Origin of the sequence: Zooshikella sp. RANM57 (assembly GCF_050749885.1) — a bacterium.
GTDB lineage: Bacteria > Pseudomonadota > Gammaproteobacteria > Pseudomonadales > Zooshikellaceae > Zooshikella.
This window is the reverse complement of sequence record NZ_JBOIUB010000009.1, coordinates 93,241-115,459: the sequence shown is the minus strand read 5'-3', so window position 1 is coordinate 115,459 and position 22,219 is coordinate 93,241. Positions and strand designations below refer to the sequence as shown.

At 38.5% G+C, this 22,219-nt stretch carries 12 protein-coding genes; 5 read left to right on the top strand and 7 right to left on the bottom strand.

Annotation, left to right across the window (positions count from 1 at the left end; all coding sequences use genetic code 11):
- Window positions 1-532 precede the first annotated feature (532 nt).
- Window positions 533-982: a hypothetical protein gene (locus ACQ96U_RS18480; protein ID WP_431722743.1), complete on the top strand. Its 450-nt coding sequence runs from the start codon at window positions 533-535 to the stop codon at window positions 980-982.
- Window positions 983-1,075: 93 nt separating this feature from the next.
- Here ACQ96U_RS18480 and ACQ96U_RS18475 read toward each other — a convergent pair whose 3' ends face one another.
- On the bottom strand, window positions 1,076-1,582 hold the full coding sequence (locus tag ACQ96U_RS18475; protein ID WP_431722742.1) for a protease complex subunit PrcB family protein: 507 nt from the start codon (window positions 1,580-1,582) through the stop codon (window positions 1,076-1,078).
- A 290-nt stretch (window positions 1,583-1,872) separates the two neighbouring features.
- The gene (locus tag ACQ96U_RS18470; RefSeq protein WP_431722741.1) at window positions 1,873-3,702 is read right to left on the bottom strand and encodes a cellulase family glycosylhydrolase; all 1,830 of its coding nucleotides are present in this window, start codon (window positions 3,700-3,702) and stop codon (window positions 1,873-1,875) included.
- 699 nt (window positions 3,703-4,401) lie between these two features.
- Here ACQ96U_RS18470 and ACQ96U_RS18465 point away from each other — a divergent pair.
- From ACQ96U_RS18465 to ACQ96U_RS18455, 3 genes are all read left to right on the top strand, one after another.
- Window positions 4,402-6,966 carry a glycosyl hydrolase family 18 protein gene (locus ACQ96U_RS18465; RefSeq protein ID WP_431722740.1) on the top strand — a complete coding sequence of 855 codons (2,565 nt, stop codon included), beginning with the start codon at window positions 4,402-4,404 and terminating at the stop codon, window positions 6,964-6,966.
- Between the two features lie 188 nt (window positions 6,967-7,154).
- On the top strand, window positions 7,155-8,282 hold the full coding sequence (locus ACQ96U_RS18460) for a hypothetical protein (protein WP_431722739.1): 1,128 nt from the start codon (window positions 7,155-7,157) through the stop codon (window positions 8,280-8,282).
- Window positions 8,283-8,333: 51 nt separating this feature from the next.
- Window positions 8,334-9,125: a crotonase/enoyl-CoA hydratase family protein gene (locus ACQ96U_RS18455; protein WP_431722738.1), complete on the top strand. Its 792-nt coding sequence runs from the start codon at window positions 8,334-8,336 to the stop codon at window positions 9,123-9,125.
- Window positions 9,126-9,154: 29 nt separating this feature from the next.
- Here the strand turns inward: ACQ96U_RS18455 and ACQ96U_RS18450 are convergent, their stop codons facing one another.
- Together ACQ96U_RS18450 and ACQ96U_RS18445 are read right to left on the bottom strand one after the other, a co-directional pair.
- Entirely contained in the window at window positions 9,155-10,027 is an 873-nt protein-coding gene (locus ACQ96U_RS18450; RefSeq protein WP_431722737.1) for a YjjW family glycine radical enzyme activase, read from the bottom strand.
- Between the two features lie 52 nt (window positions 10,028-10,079).
- Entirely contained in the window at window positions 10,080-11,609 is a 1,530-nt protein-coding gene (locus tag ACQ96U_RS18445) for a YjjI family glycine radical enzyme (RefSeq protein ID WP_431722736.1), read from the bottom strand.
- A 222-nt stretch (window positions 11,610-11,831) separates the two neighbouring features.
- Here ACQ96U_RS18445 and ACQ96U_RS18440 point away from each other — a divergent pair, with 222 nt between their 5' ends.
- The gene (locus ACQ96U_RS18440) at window positions 11,832-12,452 is read left to right on the top strand and encodes a hypothetical protein (protein WP_431722735.1); all 621 of its coding nucleotides are present in this window, start codon (window positions 11,832-11,834) and stop codon (window positions 12,450-12,452) included.
- Window positions 12,453-12,544: 92 nt separating this feature from the next.
- Here ACQ96U_RS18440 and ACQ96U_RS18435 read toward each other — a convergent pair whose 3' ends face one another.
- From ACQ96U_RS18435 to ACQ96U_RS18425, 3 genes are read right to left on the bottom strand one after another with little or no spacing between them, the layout of a single operon-like run.
- Window positions 12,545-13,831: a retron St85 family RNA-directed DNA polymerase gene (locus tag ACQ96U_RS18435; RefSeq protein ID WP_431722734.1), complete on the bottom strand. Its 1,287-nt coding sequence runs from the start codon at window positions 13,829-13,831 to the stop codon at window positions 12,545-12,547.
- A gap of 8 nt (window positions 13,832-13,839) precedes the next feature.
- On the bottom strand, window positions 13,840-15,702 hold the full coding sequence (locus ACQ96U_RS18430) for a hypothetical protein (RefSeq protein WP_431722733.1): 1,863 nt from the start codon (window positions 15,700-15,702) through the stop codon (window positions 13,840-13,842).
- On the bottom strand, window positions 15,695-22,216 hold the full coding sequence (locus ACQ96U_RS18425) for a HEAT repeat domain-containing protein (protein WP_431722732.1): 6,522 nt from the start codon (window positions 22,214-22,216) through the stop codon (window positions 15,695-15,697). Before ACQ96U_RS18425 ends, ACQ96U_RS18430 begins: the two co-directional genes overlap by 8 nt.
- Window positions 22,217-22,219: the final 3 nt, after the last annotated feature.

The window sequence follows — 22,219 nt, the reverse complement described above, 5'->3', positions numbered from 1 at the left end:
CAAAACAGCAATTTATATAGTCACTATTAATCAACTACAACCACTATTTATAGATTCACAGTTATTCATTAATCGCTGCACCAGCAAAAAACCTTGCTAAGAAGCACACTTCATTAATTCAAAACAAACTTAATTAAAAACAACTAAAATATCACCAAACATCGTAGTAACCACTATACTTTATTAATCTATATACTACAATTTTGAGACACTACAGTTCCTATCACATCTGAAAGCTATCAATCATATAACATAAATTATTTTTAAAGATATAAACTTAACCAGTACTGACCAACAATCTTACTAAAGATCATATCACCATAATTGGTATTTAGAATTTTTTATAAGTGACTAATAATTATTCAGAACAGAGTTTGTGTTCAAAGCGCTTAAACTATGAAAATAATCTGTATGATGGGCATTGTAATAAGCATCTAATGCATCAAGAAAGCCTTGATATTGAACAAAATATACTCTAAAGTTCGCGCTTATGTTTTTGGCTATAAACTGATCAACCTATAGAGTTTAAATTGTGAAAATTGGTGTAGTTGGCTTTAGTAAGCAGCAGTTTGATCAAAAAACTGCTCGTATTTTACTTAAGAATGAAATTAGTGGAATCATGAGTAAAACTGACTCCTCAAATATTGAAGTAGTCAGCGGTCTTACAAATACGGGTGTACCCAAAATAGCTTATGAAATTGCTGTCGAGATGGATCTGACAACAGTTGGTATCTCAGCTAAAAGAGCTTTAAAAGTGAGAAGTGGCGTCTTCCCTTGTAATAAGCAAATTATTGTGGGGACCAACTTTGGCGATGAGTCTGACTCTTTTATCGAGTATATTGACTATTTAATACGAATTGGTGGTGGCCCTCAAAGCCGGATGGAGGTTGCTATGTTCAAGGAATATAAACAGCTTTCCATTTCTGAGCTTTCCTATCGTCTCATTGAGCACGAAGTTGATTGGTACGGTTCCAAAAACTAATACTCAGGCTAAGACTATTTTCAATATAATAGTGCTGAAACGTATCACCTTAATTTTAATAGATAACTTAAAATCAGGTGATACTTTTCAAACTTAACGGCAATGATAGACTTGGTAGTTTTCCTTAAAGACTATATCGGTACGTGGATCTGCAGGAATAAGTACAAGTTTAGCTGGTTGAGTAAATGCCATGGTCACCATACAGTTAGGACCTGGAACTTTTGATTTAACAGATACTTCGATATATTTTCTATTGTTTGTTTCTTTTTGAACGGCTTTAACTACATCAATGTTATAGCCGCCAGTTGATTTGCTTCCCATGAATGCCCCAATGACAACATGCTTATTAAAATCAACTTCATCAAAGGCATTATTTCCGTATGGAAATAGGCTGGCAAGCTCTTGCAGTTTTGCAGAATTTCTCGCCGCTTCAAGTCGTTTCCCATATTGAAGCGAGTGCAAACCTTTAGCAATCACTTTTATTGGTAGAATGCTCTCCGTAGAATTGGGTTCAACATCAGCCGATGCCGTTTGTGCTACAGACAAAGAAAGTAATGTACAAAATAAACTTGTTGCTAATCCTTTGATTAGAGGTTGCATACGACGCTCCTTATGTCGAATGAACTTGCTGTAGATTATTTTTTACCGAACAATTGTACTTCTAATGCCGTATTTTTTATTGATAAAAATCAAGCCATATTTAAAGACTTTAGTTTGACATAAATTTGAATAGCGCTACCAGTTATTTTTCAGCTAACAGCTATCATGACTTATTAGATGTTGTGAAAATTTGCTTATTGTAAGCTATTTTAGTGACATTCTGAAATGTAAAACTAGTGCAAAAGGACACCCGAGTGTGACTAGGGTGTCCTTCTTACTGATATGACAGCTCACTGAAAGCTTACAGGACTAACTCGCTTATGTATGCTATTTCTTAACTGAAGTTGTAATAAGTTTCTTTGTTCAGTGGGTATAGTCTCTGCTGGTGCTATTAACATGAACTGCATGCGTTCTTCAGTGGGAGCATAACGATAAACACGTCCACCTTGCCCTTCTGTCATTATAGAAATATCACTTAACTGACTATATTCATCATTCCAATTTTCAATAGCATCCTCAGTAATCACCACTAATGGTTTTTCCATAAACCAACCAGGTAAATATAACTCTAATCCAGCATTTAATGGCTTGCCATGCCAAGTAAGCCATACAAACGGTTTATTTTCCAACCATACTTGATCATCTAGTGTTATTGAAGCCCAATAAGCTTTTTTACCTTTTGCATTGGGAACACCTCCTTCAGCAAAATAAAAATGCTGCAGTTGTCCTGGAATACGGCGAGGATAAGCCCGCTCAACAAGTTTGTGAGCAATATTGTATCTTTTACCCCAATCCGCCACTACAGAGAAGTCTTCATCATTCCAGGCATCTTTAGTTTGCATCAACTTTTCTGTATTAAAATTTTGTAGTTCATGGTGGTTTCCATAGTAATAGTCCCAATGCCATTGGGTGGATGATATAAATGGACTATAAAATGCCTGACGAGTACCCTCTTCTGTCACTTGGGTTGATAACCCTTGATATAATCCTTGCAGCATACGATTGGTATCTTTACTACCCTTTCCATGTAACCACATGCCAAACTCACTCACAAATGGTGGTATCTTTAAAAAGTTTGCTTCTTCTACTATCTCCTTAAATGAGTCAGTATATGTTTTATTTTTTACATTAGATAAATTCCAACTCATTCGCGCAGCATCATAAAAGTGGCTATTAAAAACAAAACCCTGACCAGGTGACTGCCACAGATGATGTCCACCCGTCGCAGGTGTTACAAACCCAACATTCGTATTCCAAAATACTAATGGTTCAGCAAACACCCAGCGAGCTTGCCAGCCTGACTCATCCATAGTTTCTCTTACACGTTGGTAAAAAGGCCACAAACGTAGATTATCCCATTCTTCAGCGGATAAACCATTCATTCCACCATCAACAGGTTCATTAAAGGGATCTATTCCAACAATGTATCCAAATTCTTCATTGGATAAGTTTTCTCTAAAAAAACGAAGTACCTGCCCTAACTGCCACAAGTATTCATCTTGAACATATCGCTCACCTTTTTTAGTATTGACTACAGAGTTTTCCCAGAAACGTCGAAAGGCCAAACGTACAGCTTCATTGGTTAAATTATGTTGACTCCAACTGACACATACTATTCCACAATACTCGGTGGGGTACTCATCTGAGGGCACTATCCATGCTGGTGCTCCATTTCCAGTATGCCATGAGTCTGTATTAAATAAATGTCGTGAATATAAATCTTGATGATAATCGACCAAAACAAAAAATCCGTTGTCGATTGCCACTTTAACCTGGGCCACTACATCAGCAAGGTATCCATAATCTATACGATCAACTGCTGGATGCACGCCTTCCCAAGCAATTAAAAATCGAATTATATTTGTACCTGTTTTATCTTTTAATTGCTTCAGTGATTTTTTTGCATCACTTAGTGAACGAAATGGCTTAAAGTCTTTTTCGACATGTTTAGTTGATCCTGAAACATTAAACCCTCGCCAGTAGACCTCACGCCCATAATGATCGGTAAATACCCAGTGACCTTGCTCACGTTGAACTACATTAAGCATTGAGTCAGAAACTGTCTCAGCATGTAATATATTTGCAAGAAATGGTAAAATCATATATAAAAGTTTATTCATACAACTACGATACTTATACATCAGCTCACCTTTGTTTTAGTTATAAAATCTATAAAAACACGAGATTACATACAAATAATGACAGAAAAATATTTCACATAGAGTTAAAATCATTGAGACAAATTGATACAATATATTCTTCGCAAAAATTCTTCAGAGTGTACATACAATTATCCAATATAATAAATACCTCCCTCCAAGACAGCAGAAACATAATAGAAATTTAAATATCCACAAAAACTTATTTAATGTAAACCATCTATACGAATACAATAGCCTATATTACTAAGCTAACTCAAAAATGGCTTATTTTAATCCGCTCAACTGACATCATGTTTACTCTTAATGATATAGATCAATCCTGTATCGCAGCTATAACTTGAAAGCAAATCCTTTATTACTAAATACTTATTTAAAATCTACTTATCTACAGCAGGTAAAATAAAACGTAGAAGTCATATTATATGATTGACAATAAATAATTAATGGTTCCTACTTTATGTGTTTAATATTTTTTTAAACTTAATTCGCGAAGCGAATTATTTCGTTATTTTAGTCACTATAGAGGTGATTCAGCCAAATAATGAACAAATAGTTCAACAAATAGATCACTCAATATTTTTAAAACAACAAATTCTTTACCACAGTTCATGTGGTCAGTATTTTTTTGCCTATAAAAATGTATAAAGGAGAGAATATATGTACTCCAACACAATCAAACATAAGCTTGTAAATACATTTATTGCCAGTCTAGCCCTAAGCTTAAGTTTCTCTTGTTTTTCAAATACAACAGTATTAACCAATAATATTGAACATACTTATATAAGCACTGATAAAGTTATTGGAACCTATTTTGTTGAGTGGGGTGTTTATGGCCGAAACTTCCATGTTAAGGATATTCCAGTTAATAAACTAACCCACATGCTCTATGGATTTATCGCAGTTTGTGGTCCCAATGAATCACTAAAAAAAGAAAATCCTCAAGGTTATAGTGCACTTAAGCGAGAATGTGCTGATCAAGCTGATTATACAGTAACGATTCATGATCGTTTTGCAGCGCTTGAAAAAAGTTATCCTGGAGATAAATGGGACGATCCCATTCGTGGAAACTTCGGCCAACTGATAAAGCTAAAAAATGAAAATCCTCATTTAACCATATTGCCTTCAATCGGTGGCTGGACATTATCAGATCCGTTTTACTATCTCGCTAAAGACCCACAAAAAAGAGCTACCTTTATTCAATCAGCTATTAAGTTTTTAAAAACATATACTTTCTTTGATGGAATTGATATTGATTGGGAGTTTCCCGGCATCCCTGGAGCAAACCCAAACCTTGGCTCTCCAGAAGATAAAATAGCTTTTACCGCCTTAATGAAAGAACTACGAGAAGCGTTAGATACACTGAGCCAGGAAACAGGAAAACAGTACCAATTAACAGCAGCTACTAGCGCTGGGCCAAATAAAATTAACAATATTGATTATGCTCAAGTAAGTAATTATGTTGATTATATTTTTGCAATGACATATGACTTCTATGGTGCATGGGATAGTGTCCTTGGCCACCATACAGGACTATATGCCGCTTCACATGAAAAAATACCAGAGTTTAATGCTCATGATGGTATACAAAACATGATAAAGGCTGGCCTACCAGCATCTAAAGTTGTGCTGGGTGCAGCTATGTATGGTAGAGGATGGACAGGTATACAAGGAGGGCAAACTCATTATCCTTGGGACGGCGAAAACGGTAAACCCATTCAGGGGTCATGGCAGCCAGGGGTCATAGACTATAAACATATAGTCAATAAATACCTGGGGGGCACCAATGGACAAGGTATTAACGGCTTTAAATATTATTACGATGAAACAGCACAAGCTCCCTATTTATGGAATCCCAATAAAGGAGAACTAATTACTTATGATAATCCACGCTCAGTTAAAGCTAAAGGTCAATATGTGTTGAATAATGATCTTGCAGGCATGTTTACTTGGGAAATTGATGCAGATAACGGTGATATTCTTAATGCTATCCATAAAGGGATGAATACTGCTACAAACAGGAGCCATTCTAACCGTTCATTAATGACTGTAGATTTAGAAATTGTTGACTCAAATACACCGATAGATAACGGCTATGTGATTCCACTCAGCAAAATAAAAGAAAGAGAACAAGAACTAACCAATACTGACCTTATGCAAAAAGTTAAGGCAAGTATTACAACCGTTGATAATACAATAGTAGAACAAATTAACGCGGGAGATTCAGTCAACCCTGATAATGTAAAACGCGTAGAAGCCATTATCTCTCAAGCAGACTGGGAATACCTCTTTCCCAAAAGAGCTCAGGAATATACCTATAGAAACTTTTTAAAAGCAATAGGAAAATTTCCCGCATTTTGTGGCAATTACGGCGATGGTAGAAATGCAGAAGCTATTTGCCGTAAATCATTAGCAACCATGTTTGCCCATTTCACTCAAGAAACTGGTGGACATAACCCTCATATGGATGTAGCAGAATGGCGACAAGGATTGCATTATGTGAGAGAAATGGGATGGGATGAAAATATGAAGGGCGGCTATAACGCTGAATGTAGTCCAGAAACCTGGCAAGGGAAAACCTGGCCATGCGGTAAATTCTCCAGCGGGGAGTACAAAAGTTACTTTGGGCGAGGCGCTAAACAGCTTAGCTATAACTACAATTATGGCCCTTTTTCAGAAGCTATGTTCGGTACCACCCGCACGTTATTAGATAACCCAGAAAAAGTAGCTGAAACATGGCTAAATCTAGCCAGTGCCGTATTTTTCTATGTTTACCCACAACCTCCAAAACCAAGTATGTTTCATGTTATGAATGGCTCCTGGCAACCTAATGAACATGATAAAGCGGGAGGATTAGTGCCTGGATTTGGCGCTACAACACAAATTATTAATGGTGGTGTCGAATGTGGTGCAGCCACTGAACATCGACAATCCATTAATCGCATTAACTACTACAAGCAATTTAGTCGATATCTTGAAGTGCCCATTCCTAGTGATGAAATATTAGGATGTGCCAATATGAAGCGCTTTGATACTAAAGGCAGTGGAGCGCTAAATATTTACTGGGAACAAGACTGGAGCTGGGATCAAAGTACACCATCGGGAAAAAGCTACAAATGTAAACTTGTAAATTATCAAACATCATTTAGCGCTTTTAAAGAAGGTGATTATATTAAATGTGTCACTCACTTCTTTGATGATATGATTATTGATGAAAACAATTAATAATATATACCCATAACGAAGAGTATAAGTAACAGGGGAGGCATCATTACTTGATGGCCTCCCCTCTAATACCTTTCTCACTCAGCAAACTCTTTTGATACATCACAATATTTCTTTCCCTCTATGAACAATAATTTACCTTAATATATTTTTATAGGATCTATTCATAAACGAGGGAAGTTCAAACAATGAACGTTAAAAATATAAAATATAGCCTTATCCCTATTTTTCTTATTCTAATCTCATTCAATTCCTATGGATCACCGCCCTTACTTAGCAAAGTCGTTAATATTCTTAGTGAAACTGTTAATAATATGGCGGACGATACACTTTATATCAAAATGCAAGAGCACTATCAAACATTACGTTTATTAGATGCAGAAAATCAATGGGTTACACCAAGACTCAGTTCAATTTCAAACCGGCTATTACCTAAAAATATAAGTAAGCAAGATGCAGATCTACTTATTAAAGAAACTGCAAATAGTCTGGAAAAAAATGAATACCTTATGAGTTTTCTAGAAAAAGCAGAACGTTATACTTTCAAAGATCTCATCAATAAATCTTCCCATAATCGCCAACAGCATTTAACTGATGTTATTGCTTATGCACTTGTCCAACAATATCTAACCACAGCTATGTATGATGATTGGAAAATCATTGAGGATTGTAAAACAATCTGGACTAAAGCCCGTACTGAAACTGACTTTTATAGTCATATGGGGCTTTTTTCGAAAGTAAAACTCGTTTCTGTAGAGTATCCAATTAGCAGAATCATTTCCTTTCATAAAGAGAATTATGTTCCAGAGTATTTTACTAAACTTTTACTGCCACTCAATATTCTTGAAGCTGTGGCTGTTGATACTGAAAATGGCTATCTGGATAATGCTATAGCAGGATTAGTCTTGACTGCAAATAACCCAGGTGAACTACCCAGTCGCTTTAATGACAATCATAAATCCATTCTTATTAGTATGCCATTACCTAAAAAGTGGGCTGATCTTTACAGTGTTTGGAATCTTGCCTTTGTATCACACTATGAACATTTTCCCTATACAATGGTTAAGTTATTAATTCCTAAAGTAAGTAATTATTATGCTGAACCCGATGAGTATATTTATAACCGTGCTTTAGCATTATACACCCATATTCACTTTACATTTCTTGGTAGCGCTGACCGGGCTTTAACTGGAGAAACTACATTTGACTGGAGTGATGAAGCATTCACTAAACTTTTTGGGGAAGTTAATCGTAACAGTGCTTATGATTATGAAAAATCAGTAATAAAGTATAGACTCTCACATTCAGAAGAATAGTATTTTCCTTTCACTTGGGGAATTTCAGATATAGTACTAAGGAGTCAAGCAATGGGCTGTATAAAATATCAAAAAGAAGGTCCACTCGCTAAGGTCGGTCTTAATCGACCTGAAAAATATAATGGTATCAATATGGCTATGTTCAATGAACTCATAGCCACAATAGAAGAAATTGCTGCAGATAAAACGATTCGTGCAGTGCTATTATATGGTGAGGGTAAAGGTTTTTGCTCAGGATTGGACTTTATGGAAGTTGTCCAACAACCTAAAAATATACCTTACCTGATGAACTTTTCCGATGAAAAAATAGCCAATAAGGCTCAACAGGTGGGTTATGCCTGGACTGAGTTACCTGTTCCTGTTATCGCAGTGCTTCATGGCCCGGTGTTTGGTGGTGGCTTTCAAATTGCGATGGGTGCCGATATTAGGATAGCTTCTCCTTGTGCAAAATTATCTATTATGGAAATCAAGTGGGGGCTAATTCCTGATATGTCAATTACGACAACATTACCCTATGTAGCCCCCTTAGATGTCATTAAAGAACTAATGTGGACAGGTCGTAAAGTATCTGCGGAAGAAGCGAAGGAACTTGGCTTGGTAACCTTTGTTGATGAACATGCAATGGAAAGAGGTTTATCTTTGGCGCAGCATATTTGCCAACAATCACCCGATGCGATTTCACAAAGTAAAAAAATGCTTAATGAGGCCATTCAACTTAAACATGCAGAACGCTTAAAACTTGAAGCTGATTTGCAAAGCAAGGTATTGGGTAAATCCAATCAATTAGAAGCCATGCAAGCCAATTTCCAAAAACGTACTGCTAATTATAAAGATCGTCAGTAACATTTTTTAATTTTTAGAGCAAAGGTTGACTAGGGCCTGTTAACAGGCCCTAACATAATATTAGTCAAACCAAGTCCCGATAGCTTTTCATGAAAACAATTCAGATCCTCTATGGTCGCTGTTCTATATTTCTCATTATAGGGTAAGCGTACTCCGTGCGGCTGAAACCCTATAAGTTTTAATTGTACATTAAGCTCATGAGATTTATAAAAATCAACAAGCGAACAAATATCTGTTGTTTTATCATTAAGCGTTGGAATTAGTAAATAGCGAATTTCATACAGCTTATTTCTATCTGCTAAATATTTAATTGCCTTACATACTCTATTATTTGACCTACCTGTTATTTTTTGATGCAACGCATCATCAAGTGCTTTTAAATCAACCATCGTCTTATCATAATAACCATGTAATAATTCCCACTTAGCAATAGGTAAGCTTCCATTACTGTCAATGTAAATTGATAAGTGCTTTGTCGCAGGATCATGCTTTATTGCTTTCGCAACTTCAATAATAAATGGGTATTGGAGGGTAGATTCACCACCTGAAAAAGTAATGCCCGAAATAAAAGGCGTTACTTTTAAAATCTGCTGCTTCATTTCGTCTACTGAAAAATATCTGATCGTAGGGTTAGCAGACCGAGGACAACAATCAATACACTTTTCACACTGGATACAGTCAGTAGGATTATAAACTAATTTACCATTTTTTATTTGTAAACAATGCTGCTCACAAACTTCAATACATTCACCACAGTGGTCACAATGACCAATAGTATGTGGATTATGGCAGTTAATACAATCAAAGTTACAACCTTGTAAAAAAATCACCATACGGCTACCAGGTCCATCTACACAGCTGAATGGTATAATTTTACTTACTCGTCCAGTGATACTACTCATCAACTATATCCTTCAGGTCAATAGAGATATTTACTTTTTAGATCATTACTACTTATATTTTTTTTATTGACCTGTTGATTACCTTATCATTATCAATTGCCTCACTCCCCAATGCTGTGCTGTTTAAGCGTGAACCTTCTTTTTTATACTTTTCAATATCAGAACGTCTTACCATGTATCCTGTAATTCTGACTAAATCACGATTAGCCACATTAGCGGTAAACATTCTTAACCCTTGGCGAAGGGCTCCCTGACATACCTCTAACAATGCCAAAGGATTCCGTTCGATGGTTTCATCAATATTAAAAATATCACTGATACCTGCAGGAAAATATTGATGCATGGGCAAAACAGCAAGAATATGAGTAAATGTTTCAGGCTCCTCTCCAGTAGTCACCCGCGTACCTTCAGTCACATTGATATCAGAACTAATACCTGATTGGGCATGAAAAAGCACTTGCTGGTTTCTACAGTAACAAACTTGCTTGTTTTGTATTAACTCTGCATATGCATTTATAATACGCTTACCCAGATTATTTGCGACCTCATCACGCCCATAACGTCCTCCTTGACCTTTCAATTCCATTATACTATTAACAAGTTCAGCTAAACCAAAAACACCAAACATTGCAGTAAATCGGTCAGCGGAAATAAATCCTTCTTTCACCAGAAAATGGTTTTCAAAAAAACCAGATTGCTCGACTAAATACTTTATTCTTGCTTCTAATATTTCAAATAACAAGCCAGCACATTGGGGAATAATGTGTTGTATATAATGCTTTTCAATATCTTTTTCTTGGGGAACTTCTTTTAGTGCAAACTTAAAACTCTCTGCCAAATTCAATCGGACTAATGAAAAGGCTCCTCCTCCCAAAGGCAATGAGTTATAGCAACTTGCAACGCCATAACCCTCAGCAAAATCTTTATTGATTAATTGATGATTTGCCACATGAGGTTTATTACACTGAATAATGCTGGTAATAGCTTCTTTCAGCAGTTCATCACTGCTACTATTTAGGTAATCATATTTAAAGGTTAAATTAGGTGTTGCTTGTTGTAAGTCACGATCAACTTTCAATATTGCTTGTGCTACACGGTTGTTTACTGGACCAATATTCGCATGCATAAAAGCATCAGGTAACGTCCGATCTAAATATTGCCAAAATAAACGCAGCTTTTTATACAGATAGTCCTCAGACATTTCATCTGTAATAAAAGGTAGTAACAACTGATCAATATCACCAAGATAAACAGGAAATCCTGTCACGGATGGCACATGATGATACATGATCATCAAAAACTGGATGGCTTCATCAAGATCTCTTGGAGGTTCTAATTCAAGGTATTCACAGCCATTACGCAGCGCTTTTTGATAATCTGGAAGCACATAACGTGGTTTGTAAGGGGCATGCCCTTCATAAAGATCACAAATTAAACCCGATGCTAATGCTTGCTGTGCCTTTGCTGAAATCTCAGGATAGTCAAGGCTTTGATCTGCTAATTGCGCTATCTGCATTTGCTTTTGTGCAGGACTTAAGTGAGGATGATTAGCAATCTTTCTTACTTGTGCTTGAAGGTTCACGCCACTTTCCCCTCATTAATCTGGTCACGGTGTGCTTAAAGGTAATGAGTATACGCCGGTTTTACCTACTCATTATTAACAAACATCAATATACTCTTCGTGATTGGCTATAATTCTCACCTTTACTTTTCTCGTTCAGCTGGTCACAAAAACCACCATTAGAATATGCTAAACTATTGGCTGTTCCCGAATATCTATTTACCCCTTCAGTACAGGAAAATAATGAGCTTAGTTAGTTATACCTCACCCCTTTTTTCATTTAGTCCAACCATTAAGGTAGAGGGCGACTTACTTATAATAAAAAGTTCGAAAGCACTACAACTTCTTACACTTTTTTTATTATTAGAATCTGTATTCATAGATAGAAAAAAGAAAAAAATAATTTTCTTCCACCGTTTTTTCTATTTTTTTACTTCTAAAAAAGTTATTTCATTTAATGAAATTGAGTATCTTGATTACGGTTTTAGTGATTTCGCAACAGGTTGGGGATTATCCCTTGATGAGGGTGGTATTACTAAAACTGATACTATTGAAAAATACACCCTTTCAATTTCAACCAAACGAGGTGAAAAATACAAGCTCTGCTCATTTAGAGGTGAAGGTGCCAAAATGACAGGTCTGCTTGGTGTACTTACAGGTGATGATTTGATTGATTTTTCAGGAAATCAAGGTGAAGAATCTAGACAACTCGCTCTTGCCTTCTGCAAAATTTTTGATGTACCACTAGGCAAGCAGTTTGAGTTTTCTAACGCTACTACTTGTCCTCATTGTAACAGAAAAATATCAAACCAAATTAACCGTTGTTACTATTGCAGTAATCTGATTAAAAATGTTGATAAATAATTATTTTATCTGTCTTGAAATAAAAAAGCTAAATGAACAAAATTGTCCTCTCCCTAACTAAAGAGAGAGAACTTTTTTATACTAAATAACCACTAGGCTGATTGAACAATTTGCTGAAACTGTGCTAGAAAACGTGCACCTAACTCTGGTTCAACCATACGAATAAAGTTAATTTTCCCTTGAAGGTGTGACAATGTTTCATCCTCATGGAGCGATTTCCCTTTTGCAAGGTTATGCAGCATTGCTCGTACCTGACGCTTCGTCGCCCTTGGCACTCGCGGGTAAGCATGCTCATTAACCACTAACCCTGTTATTTGTTGGCAACTTCCTGGCCGCAAAATACGCGTTTTTTTACTGTTAATATTAAACCCTTCATCTTTAACAACCTGGTGCACAATACCCATGAGTTGTTTTATATTTGGTTCCTTCTGAGAGCCTATCCAGCTAAATGTTAAATCATCGGCATAACGGCTATAACGCCATCCATTTTTTTCAGCAAATGCAGTTAAGCGACGATCCATAGTCTTACATAATATATTCGTTAATGATGGACTTGTTGGTGCTCCCTGAGGCAAACAACGATCTGCTAACGCAATAAAATAAGTTTTGTTCTCATGCTCAATTCGTTCGCGAGGAGCCTCTGTACATAACAAAGCTAATAACGTTGCTACTTGCTCTTTATAGCCAGCTTTACGAAATACTCCTTTCACACGTCGCCAAGAAACTGATGGGAAAAATTCTGCAAGATCAAATTTAACCACAAGCTCGCTTTGTGTATGCTGTTGAGCATTGGTCAAAATAGAACGACCACCCACAAAGCCATGAGCAGCACCATGAATTAACATACGTTCTACGATATTCAATAATATCCAGCGCTGTACCGCTTTTAATTTTGGCTTTGGCGCCCAAATGCTGCGCTCTCCTCCACTTCGCTTAGGAATAGAAAACGCTTGATAATGGCTATACTCTGCGGCGTTACGGTGATAGGTAAACCAGCGTAACTCACTGATAGATAACTTTAATTGCTCTGCCAGTTGAGCTGGGGTTCGAATAACGGGCAATTGATAACCCACCAATGCTTTATCTGCATCTTCTCGATCATATTTATCCCAGTCATCATTATCATGCCAATAAACCTGATCACCTAAATAGACAATGTTATTTTGTTTATAAGCCTGCCAGGCCTCCTGGTTTAATTTTCGCTTAGCTTCTGCCTCTTGTTTGAGCTGCTGTTTATAACGCACAAGCTCTTTAGCCGACAGTTGTTTTGCATCCAGCCGCTTAACCAAATAACCTTTTTCCTGCAGCTGCTTATTTACATACGCTTCAATACTGCCAACATGCTGTATATCCTGCCAAAGTTGCTGAAAATCAGTCATTGGTCATACTACCTTGCTGTTGCATCAATAAAGCCACGCGCTATTAAGCGTTGCTTTTGCTCATTAACGGCCGACTGCGCTGCTTGCTGAGTATTAAAAACCCACTGCTGCATTCGTAATGAAGTACCTGCTTTTCCCCAACGAAGTGTTACGCGTTGCTGGTGGCGTTGCACTAAGTAAATATGCTCACTCTCAACATCACGACGGGTAAAATAATGACGTTCGTAAATAGGGTCGCTTTCAGGTTGTTGGAGCTGTTGAAAGTGTGTCATACGTAGCACGACAATATGTGCGCATGGTCCTTGACTCATACCTTGCTTAACGAATGTGAAGCAACTGCACTCTGCTTTACTGACATGACCTTCTTCTGCTACCTGAATCATTGTACTGATAGGTGACTTGCTTGAAGCATTCAACGTTGCAGTTAATTCAACCGTGTCACCTGGCAACCAATGCTGTTTCACATCAGAAACGGCCTTGTTATTAATTAAATTCATGGCTTCAGCAAATACATCATCACGATAACGAAGCTGCTGACTATCAGGTAATTGATCCAATAAAGGCCGATAATAAAAACACTGTTGAAGCCTGTTAAAACTAATTAAACCATGTTGTATGCCATGTTGAGTCAGTGCCAGTGTATCAGATGACGATAAGTTTAATTTAGTGGTCAACGCATCCAGATTACTCGGCTGTTTTTGTAAGCATGATAGCAATGCATCGAACTGTTCAGCGTTTATGTTTTGATGTCTTGGTAACAATAAATCAAAACGTGCAGCTTGTGACCAATTTGCCGCAGTAAAACCACTTAATACCAAGGTTAATCCGACACCTTCACCTTGAGCCTGCCAAATACTGGGTAAACCACTATCCAATAAATGTACAGAAATATATTCAGCATGTGATAAAAATGCCTGCAAATGCTGTAGTCTACGACGTCCCCAAATGCGTATAACCTTGGGTTCTGAACCACTCCAACGCTCGGCAGAAGACTCAATGACTTTTTCCCAAGGTTCTAAAACAAGTTTTGGGTATTGATTTGGCACCAGCTCAATTTTAATTCCACGCTTTTTGCCTTTAACATCACGATTTAAACGTAAAAAATGCAGTACGTTATAAAGATCAATGGGTGCCAGCTTAAAACTATCACCAGGCAACTGCATAGCTGATTGAATCTGCAATAACCCTCGTAACCAACTATCAGGCAAGTGCGTTTGCTTTGCTAACACTTCCCCTTGCTGTGCTGTTTCCAAGCCAACAGCTTGCTGGCCTATATGGATTTCAGTGGTTTTATACTGCCGTAACTGTTGAACGCCCTGAAAAAAATGTGCTGAAAAATCAACATTAGTAGTACCACAACTCACAGGAGCTAATAGCTCTAACTGATTATGGTCAACTGTTAACTGTGCATAACAACTTTCATCTTTACTAAATACTTCAAAGGTCGTGCAGTCAGGATGAACACTGACCACAGGATCTAACACGCAATAAGCTAGCGGATCATTTTCAGCCAACCAGTTAAAGTAAGCTTGTTGTGCAGATAAAATATGACGACGTTGATTAGTACGCTGCAGTTCCTTAAAAGCTAAATATTGAGCACGATCTTTTGGTTTATAACGTAAATCACTGCTTACAACCTGATATAGAGCAGATAAACCACTACGCATGACGGACGAATGAGTTAATCGAGCATGAAGCTTAACAGGTTGCCGAGCCAATGCACTAAACAGCGACAATTGTTGCTGACTCTCAGAGGTATGTACCTCACTAACCTGCTGATAGGTTAAGTGAACAGAAGTCGTATTCATGCCCACCACTTCAGCATTTTGATTATTTTGTGGGGATAATGACTGTTGTGCCTTGTCACTCATACTGCTCTCCTATTTCCAGTGACTTACCACTGACGTCATCACCTAACACATCAGCAACGTTCAACTTGATTGTTTTACATTGGCGGGCTCGTTGACTACTACGCAATGCGCGATATGCCGTTTTTTGCAAAGATGGTGACAATGACTTAGCTTTAATGAGCTGTTCCAGTGCTTGTTCAGCTGCTTCGACTTGTAAATAACCTAATGCCAAGAGGGCATCGGCACGCTGCTGGGTAATGAGTTGCTCATTGTTGACTAACGATAATAGAGACTCTATTGAGTGTCGTTGCTTTCCTGCCAATGCTAACAATGGTTGTTGTGTGTCTTCTTCCAGTGTTTGCAGTGACTCTAAAGAAGGTTGTCCTAACCAGTGCTCTGCTAACGTATCAAACGAACTTATTGCAGAATCAGATAAAGTGGATGCATTTTCCACTTTACTCAACAATACACGTACTTGTTGCTGTAAATTGCCTTGCACATGCTCTGAGAGTGATGTCAACAACTCAACGAGTTGTTCACTTATGATGTACGACTGCTGTAGTTGAAGCTGTATTGCTTGTGAAATTAACGACTGTACAGCCAAATACTTAGCAGGTAACTGGTAAACAGCAGCAAGCACTGTTTCGGCTGCTTGGTGTTTAATTAGACACCAGATACCATCTCGTAAACAGTTTTGTAACTGTTTACTCTCAAATATTTTCTGATCAATTTCTATTACTTGCAATGGTAATACTGAGTGCCGAAAGTGTGCTAACTGACGCTGACACATGGCTTCCACCGCGGCTAATGCGGTACTCGAAGGCTCGCTCAAACGCCCTATAAGCCTCGCGGCCATACCATTTACATCAGGATGTTCGTGAGTAATACCTTGCAATAATATTGATTCGTCATTAATTGGATTGGCTAAAAAGCCTTGACTTAAGAACTGCTTAATACTTGAGCTGCAATTTTCCAATAAAAGTAAACGCTGTAGCCCATCCCCATAACGCGCAACACGAATTAATAATTTTTCATTCCAGTAACATGACTGATTTTTAAGAAATGCATAGTCAATTTTACGCACCTGATTATCACTAACAGGCCAGATATGATCAGCCACATCCATTGCCACACCGACAACATGTGAATTGGTCTCATGTTCAACTAGCTCAAACAACACACTCAAGTGTTGTGTATCTTGAGCAAATATCATTTGCCTTAACGCTTCAATACGATAGCGTGGAAAAATCTCTTTATTCTTAATACAGGCAACCAGTGCTGACCAAGATTTGGAGGAGTCAAACCACCGTAATGCTTTAATGGCTCGATCAATTTGTGAGGCGTACTCATTCTCACCATGCTTCAGTATTTTGGTTAACAAGCTAAGCACTTTATCGGCCTGGTCTGTTTGCTTGAGATAACCAATTGCTTCTATAGCATCATCTTGTAGAGCATGTTCTTCATTGGTAGCAAGATCCAATAATAGGTCTACGGTATCTGTATCGCCTAAACTACCTAGCGCTACTACCGCTCGCTGACGATTTTCAAATAGTGGATCCAGGTCAATAGCCGCGAGCAAGATACTTTTACCTGCTCGTTGACCCACCATAGCTAAACCTTCTGCAGCGATAAAACGTACTTGGGCCTGTCGATGTGCAAGTAATTGCTGCAACAGTTGTACATTCGCCCCGCGATATCTGACACGCCATGAATAATGTTCAAGCAAGTTATAAAACATGGCATCAGGCAAACAAGGCATGATATTCGCGAGCAACGTATTAATGTCAGCAGACTCAGCAAACTTTAAGGGAATCAGGAGCTTATCTAAACGGTCAGAATGACCTAAATTCACCAGCGTTTGTACTAACTGCACAAGTAACTCATCATGTAATGGATACTTCGTAGCTTGCAGTTGTTGGGTAGGCGTACATTTTAATGTTTGGTCATAACCGCTGATAACGGTCAATGCATCAGTTACAGCACGTGTATGCTGATGTTTATTTAAAAGTTTGAGTAGCCGTGGTGCTAAAGCTTGTTGTCGATATTTAGCGACGATGTTTAGCAGATCTGCAACAGGAAGTGATTTTGAGTGGTTCACTTCAACCATCTGCATAACAGGTTCAACGAGTTCAGGCTGATCAACCTGCCGTAATGCATTAACAATGGCTCGTGTTTCACTTTGCTGCTGACTATCCGCTAATAAGCTTAACAACACCATCATGGCTTGAGATTGCCCTTGTGAAACAAGCATACTACCCGCTTGTAAATGAGCATCTTTTTGAGAAGGTTGCTGTCCTTGTTGTTGATAAAGCGCAATGGCAATCTGGAGTGCAGTATCCCGCCAAGCACCCTGCATTGCTTCCACTAAAATATTGAGTAATTCAGATTCACCCTCATCAAAGTGTTTTAGTAACCATTGAACCGTATTTGTCCTCAACTTGGTTGAAAAGGCCCTTGTGCCTAATCTTGCCGCTTGAACTTCGCCTTTAAACTGACTGTATAAGCTAAAAGCCTCAAACTCCAAGCCATCCGAACGCTCTTGCAAACATTGCTGCAAAACCATGATTTCAGCATCACCAGCCTCTCCTGCAGCCAACAACTGTAAGCCTGCTTTTGCAATATCTAAATGCTGACTTTGGAGTGCCTCGCCAATCAACAATGACTTTTGTTGAGTTCGAGATGACAATAACGTCCACGCACGCTGGCGCACATCGGCATACTTATCATGAAGACACTGAATTAATACAGGTTCAGCTTGTTGCCACCATTGACCAAACTGATCTGTTAATTTAATGATGGCTTGCAACGTATTTAAGCGTAAAGCAACCCCCTGCGATGTCAGTAACTGTTGATGACTTAATAAGCCATACAAAACACCTAATGCCCACTGCTGTAAACATTGCTCACTGGTAGGTTTATTTTGTTGAGATTGCATATCAGCATTAAGCGGTAACTGCTGAATTTCGCTCTGATAGCGTTGTTTAAATCGCAACCAAACTAATCGCGCACGTTTTGGCTCTTCAGATACCCATGAAAATAACTGGTAAGCAAAACGTGCCTTTAATGGAAGATTATCCGCCAAAAGAATAGACGTCATGACAGCAAAATCATCCACCGTTAGCAGTGTTTCAGTGGTTAAACCTGCCTGGCTAGCAAAGTTATCATCAGCTTTTTTACTATGAGGCACTGACAATTCATTACTTTCTTGTTGAAGCCAACATGCAACGCTTTGCTCAACTGTTTTTTGCAGCGCAGATTTATCATTGAATACCGCTAAGGTTTGAGCAACATAAAGATGAAGCTCTAAATCTTGCTGATTTAATAAATCTAATAAAGGGGTAGGGTCTACTGCATGTGGATGCATATAGGGTAAAACACCCAACAAATAACCCAGAAGTGGTTGGTTATGAACAATATCAGGCAGCGTATTTTGAACAGTAATTTGTTCACCAGCTCCAGCGAATGTTTTGTTCAAACACAGAAATACCGCCAATTGCTGCCAAGAAGTTAAGGCTGCGTTTTTCTGTTCAAGAATACCTGCAGCCTCATGCTGCCCCAACAATACCAAGCCCAGGGCAGCATAAGCTTGTTGTTGAGCATTATCGACTTGTAACAAGCGTTGCAATAAACCTTGCTCTGCAGTTGATGCACACCAACTTAACGCATAAGTGGCAGCAGTCGCTAATGGCTGGTGTTTATGCTGCAAGTAAGGGTGAATATAAGGTACAGCGTCTGTAGGTGCTAATTCAGCAAGCACCTCAAGCACTTCTTTTTGCCGACTTCGCCATTTGGTTTTTTGTTCTTTATTCTCAGGTTCTTTTTCTGCCAGTAATTGGAATAAAGGTTGTTTTGCCCGTTTATCCCCCACTACTGCTAGCGCTTTTGCCGCAGCCAGTACAATATCTTGATGAACCGCACTTAGTGCAACCGCCACTTCATCCCAAGCCTGAGCAACAATAAGCGAATCAATGGCTTGTCGACGAAGTTCAGGATCTTCATCCGCAATAAACGACACCAGTAGTAATTGTGCCGCATCTGAATTTAAATCAATCAGCTTATTTAAAGCTTGTTGACGGAGATCTCTATGGAGTGATTCAGACGCGTGCTGTAATGGTTTTATCGGCTGATCTTCAAACTGTTTTTGAGCTGCTACAAATGCCTGAGAACGAACCTCATAAAACCCATCATTAAACATCTGCATCAACAAAACTGGTTGCCAAGCACTTCTTTTATGCGCTAACAATTCCTGTAATGCGATAAGATGGCAGTCTTCAAAATGACTTTCCAGCAATAACACTACACCGTCTGCTTTACCTTCAGGCCAGACTGTATTTAAGCACGCCTTTGCCGCTTCTTGTCTTACTCGCTGATGAGGACTGTTAATACCTTGTAATAGCCAGTACTTACGATGTTGCTGTTCTACATCATCATCTAGCATAGCCATTAATCGTTGTAAGCCCTGAAGATGAACATCCTCTGCGGTAGACTGCCACGCCATAGCAACCACTTGATAAGGCTCATCGCTTAACAGCTGCTCAATCGCATTTAAAGCAGCCATACGCACACCACCGTCTTTATCGTTTAGTAACCACTGCAGGTGAGAGAGAGCATGCTGATCTTTAAGTAATGACAAGGCATAACACACATCCAGTCTAATGGGTTGTGCCTGATGGTTAGCTAGTTGTAATAATACAGGCAATGCACAGGGGTGTTGCTGATGCGCTAAACATCGAGCAGCTAATAAAACGATATCGGTATATTGAGAGACAGTAGCAGGCAGTAAAATGTCTATATCATGCTGTGTAAGTAAAGGTGCATTCGCAAACTGTTTTTCCAGAGGCTGATGATTATTTTGGCCATGGAGCGTAAATTCATTTATATCGGTTAATCGCCGGGCAATATATTCATCCGCCTGATATAAAAAAGCAGCAAGAGCCTGACGGCTCAGCACCATAACCCAAAATGCCGTGTGCCGAACATCATTATCCTGGTCATTTAAGCACTGTCTTAAAGCAATATTGACTGCAGTATTCATTAATTGCTGCTGTTGATAACAACGAATAAGTGCTGCGCGTCGAATATCAGAAAAATGTGTATTTAAGGCATGTAAATAAATTTCAATTTTTTCATTGGTCACTTGCTCAAGGCAATGCAAAGCATAATGTCGTATTCGATTATTATTGTGATTTAATGCTTCCATTAAAACACTTTTTGACTGCCCCTCTTCATTAGCATTAACCCATTCTGTAAGTAAAGTTAATGCTGCAAAACCAATATTTTCGTGTTCAGTTTGTAATGCTTTTTGTGCTAACCGAATATCACCACGCTGGGTTATGGCTTGCAGAGCAGTAAAGGCCTTGAGCCGCACATCATCATCACTATGATTAAGCTGCTTTGTCCATAAATTCAAACAACTCGGGTGTCGTGCCTCAGTGAGATATTTTGCAGCTAAGCGTCTAAGTGTAACATCCCGTTCTCGATCAACGACACCTGCTAACAAGGTGAGCGATTGCTGATCAACATGCTTAGCTAGCTGTTCAATACCTTGCTGCCGATGCTTAATGTCATTTGCAGAAAGATTAAATTTTGCTTCAGCAATGTCGTCTTTAATTACCTTTTGAGATTGCCCAAAGCGTTGCTCTGCCGTTAGCGCTAATAACTGAATGGAGTGATCTTCACCTGCAACTGCCAACCAGTCCTGTTGTGAATCTTGTACATGCGCAAGCCCTACAGGGACTGGAATTTTTCCTGTATAAGTCACTGGCTGGCCTTTTGTCATAGGCCAGCTTTTTAGTGTTTTATCACCTGCAGCCGTTATTAGTCGATTGCCAGCAATTAATAATTGTTTGACTGCTTGCTTATGCATTGCGCTTTGCCCTCGATCAAGCAGCGCAACTTCATCATGCCCAGTATGAATATCAATACAATAAAATGTCTTATCTTGACCACAGCTGTATAAGCGACCATCTACATCACTAAAAGCCAAAGTAGTAACAGCTTGCTTATGCACTTCTTGCTGGAGGTATAACTGCCAACCATTTTTTTCAGTAGCAGCATAAATGGTGAGTAAGCCTTGTGTACTACCAACCGCTATGTATTTGCCTGTTTTATCTACAGCTAGTTTGGCTCCCGGTTCCATAAGTGTGAGCTGTTGCTGTAACTCACCATTTTGTATATCAAGCAACCAAATATACTGTTGCTGCAAAATAGCTAACTGTTGCTGTACGACGGCAATCGCATCAATATCTATTGATTCAGCCGGTGAGAATGGTACAAGTGTCAATGCATCTTCTGTTAACGTTTTCTTCCATAATTGATGCCGACTATCAACTAACCATAAGTTGTCATCCTTAATAACAATATGTTTAGCACCGCTTTCTAACGAATTACATCTAAACTGTTGTGTTTTTAGGTTATAGCAATATAACCCTGTAGCGTGTCCTTCTGCATGCTCAGTCACCCAATACAATTGATTGTCATGACCTAACAGAGCACGAATGGCACCTCGATAGGGAAAATAAAGTGTCTGGCTCATAAC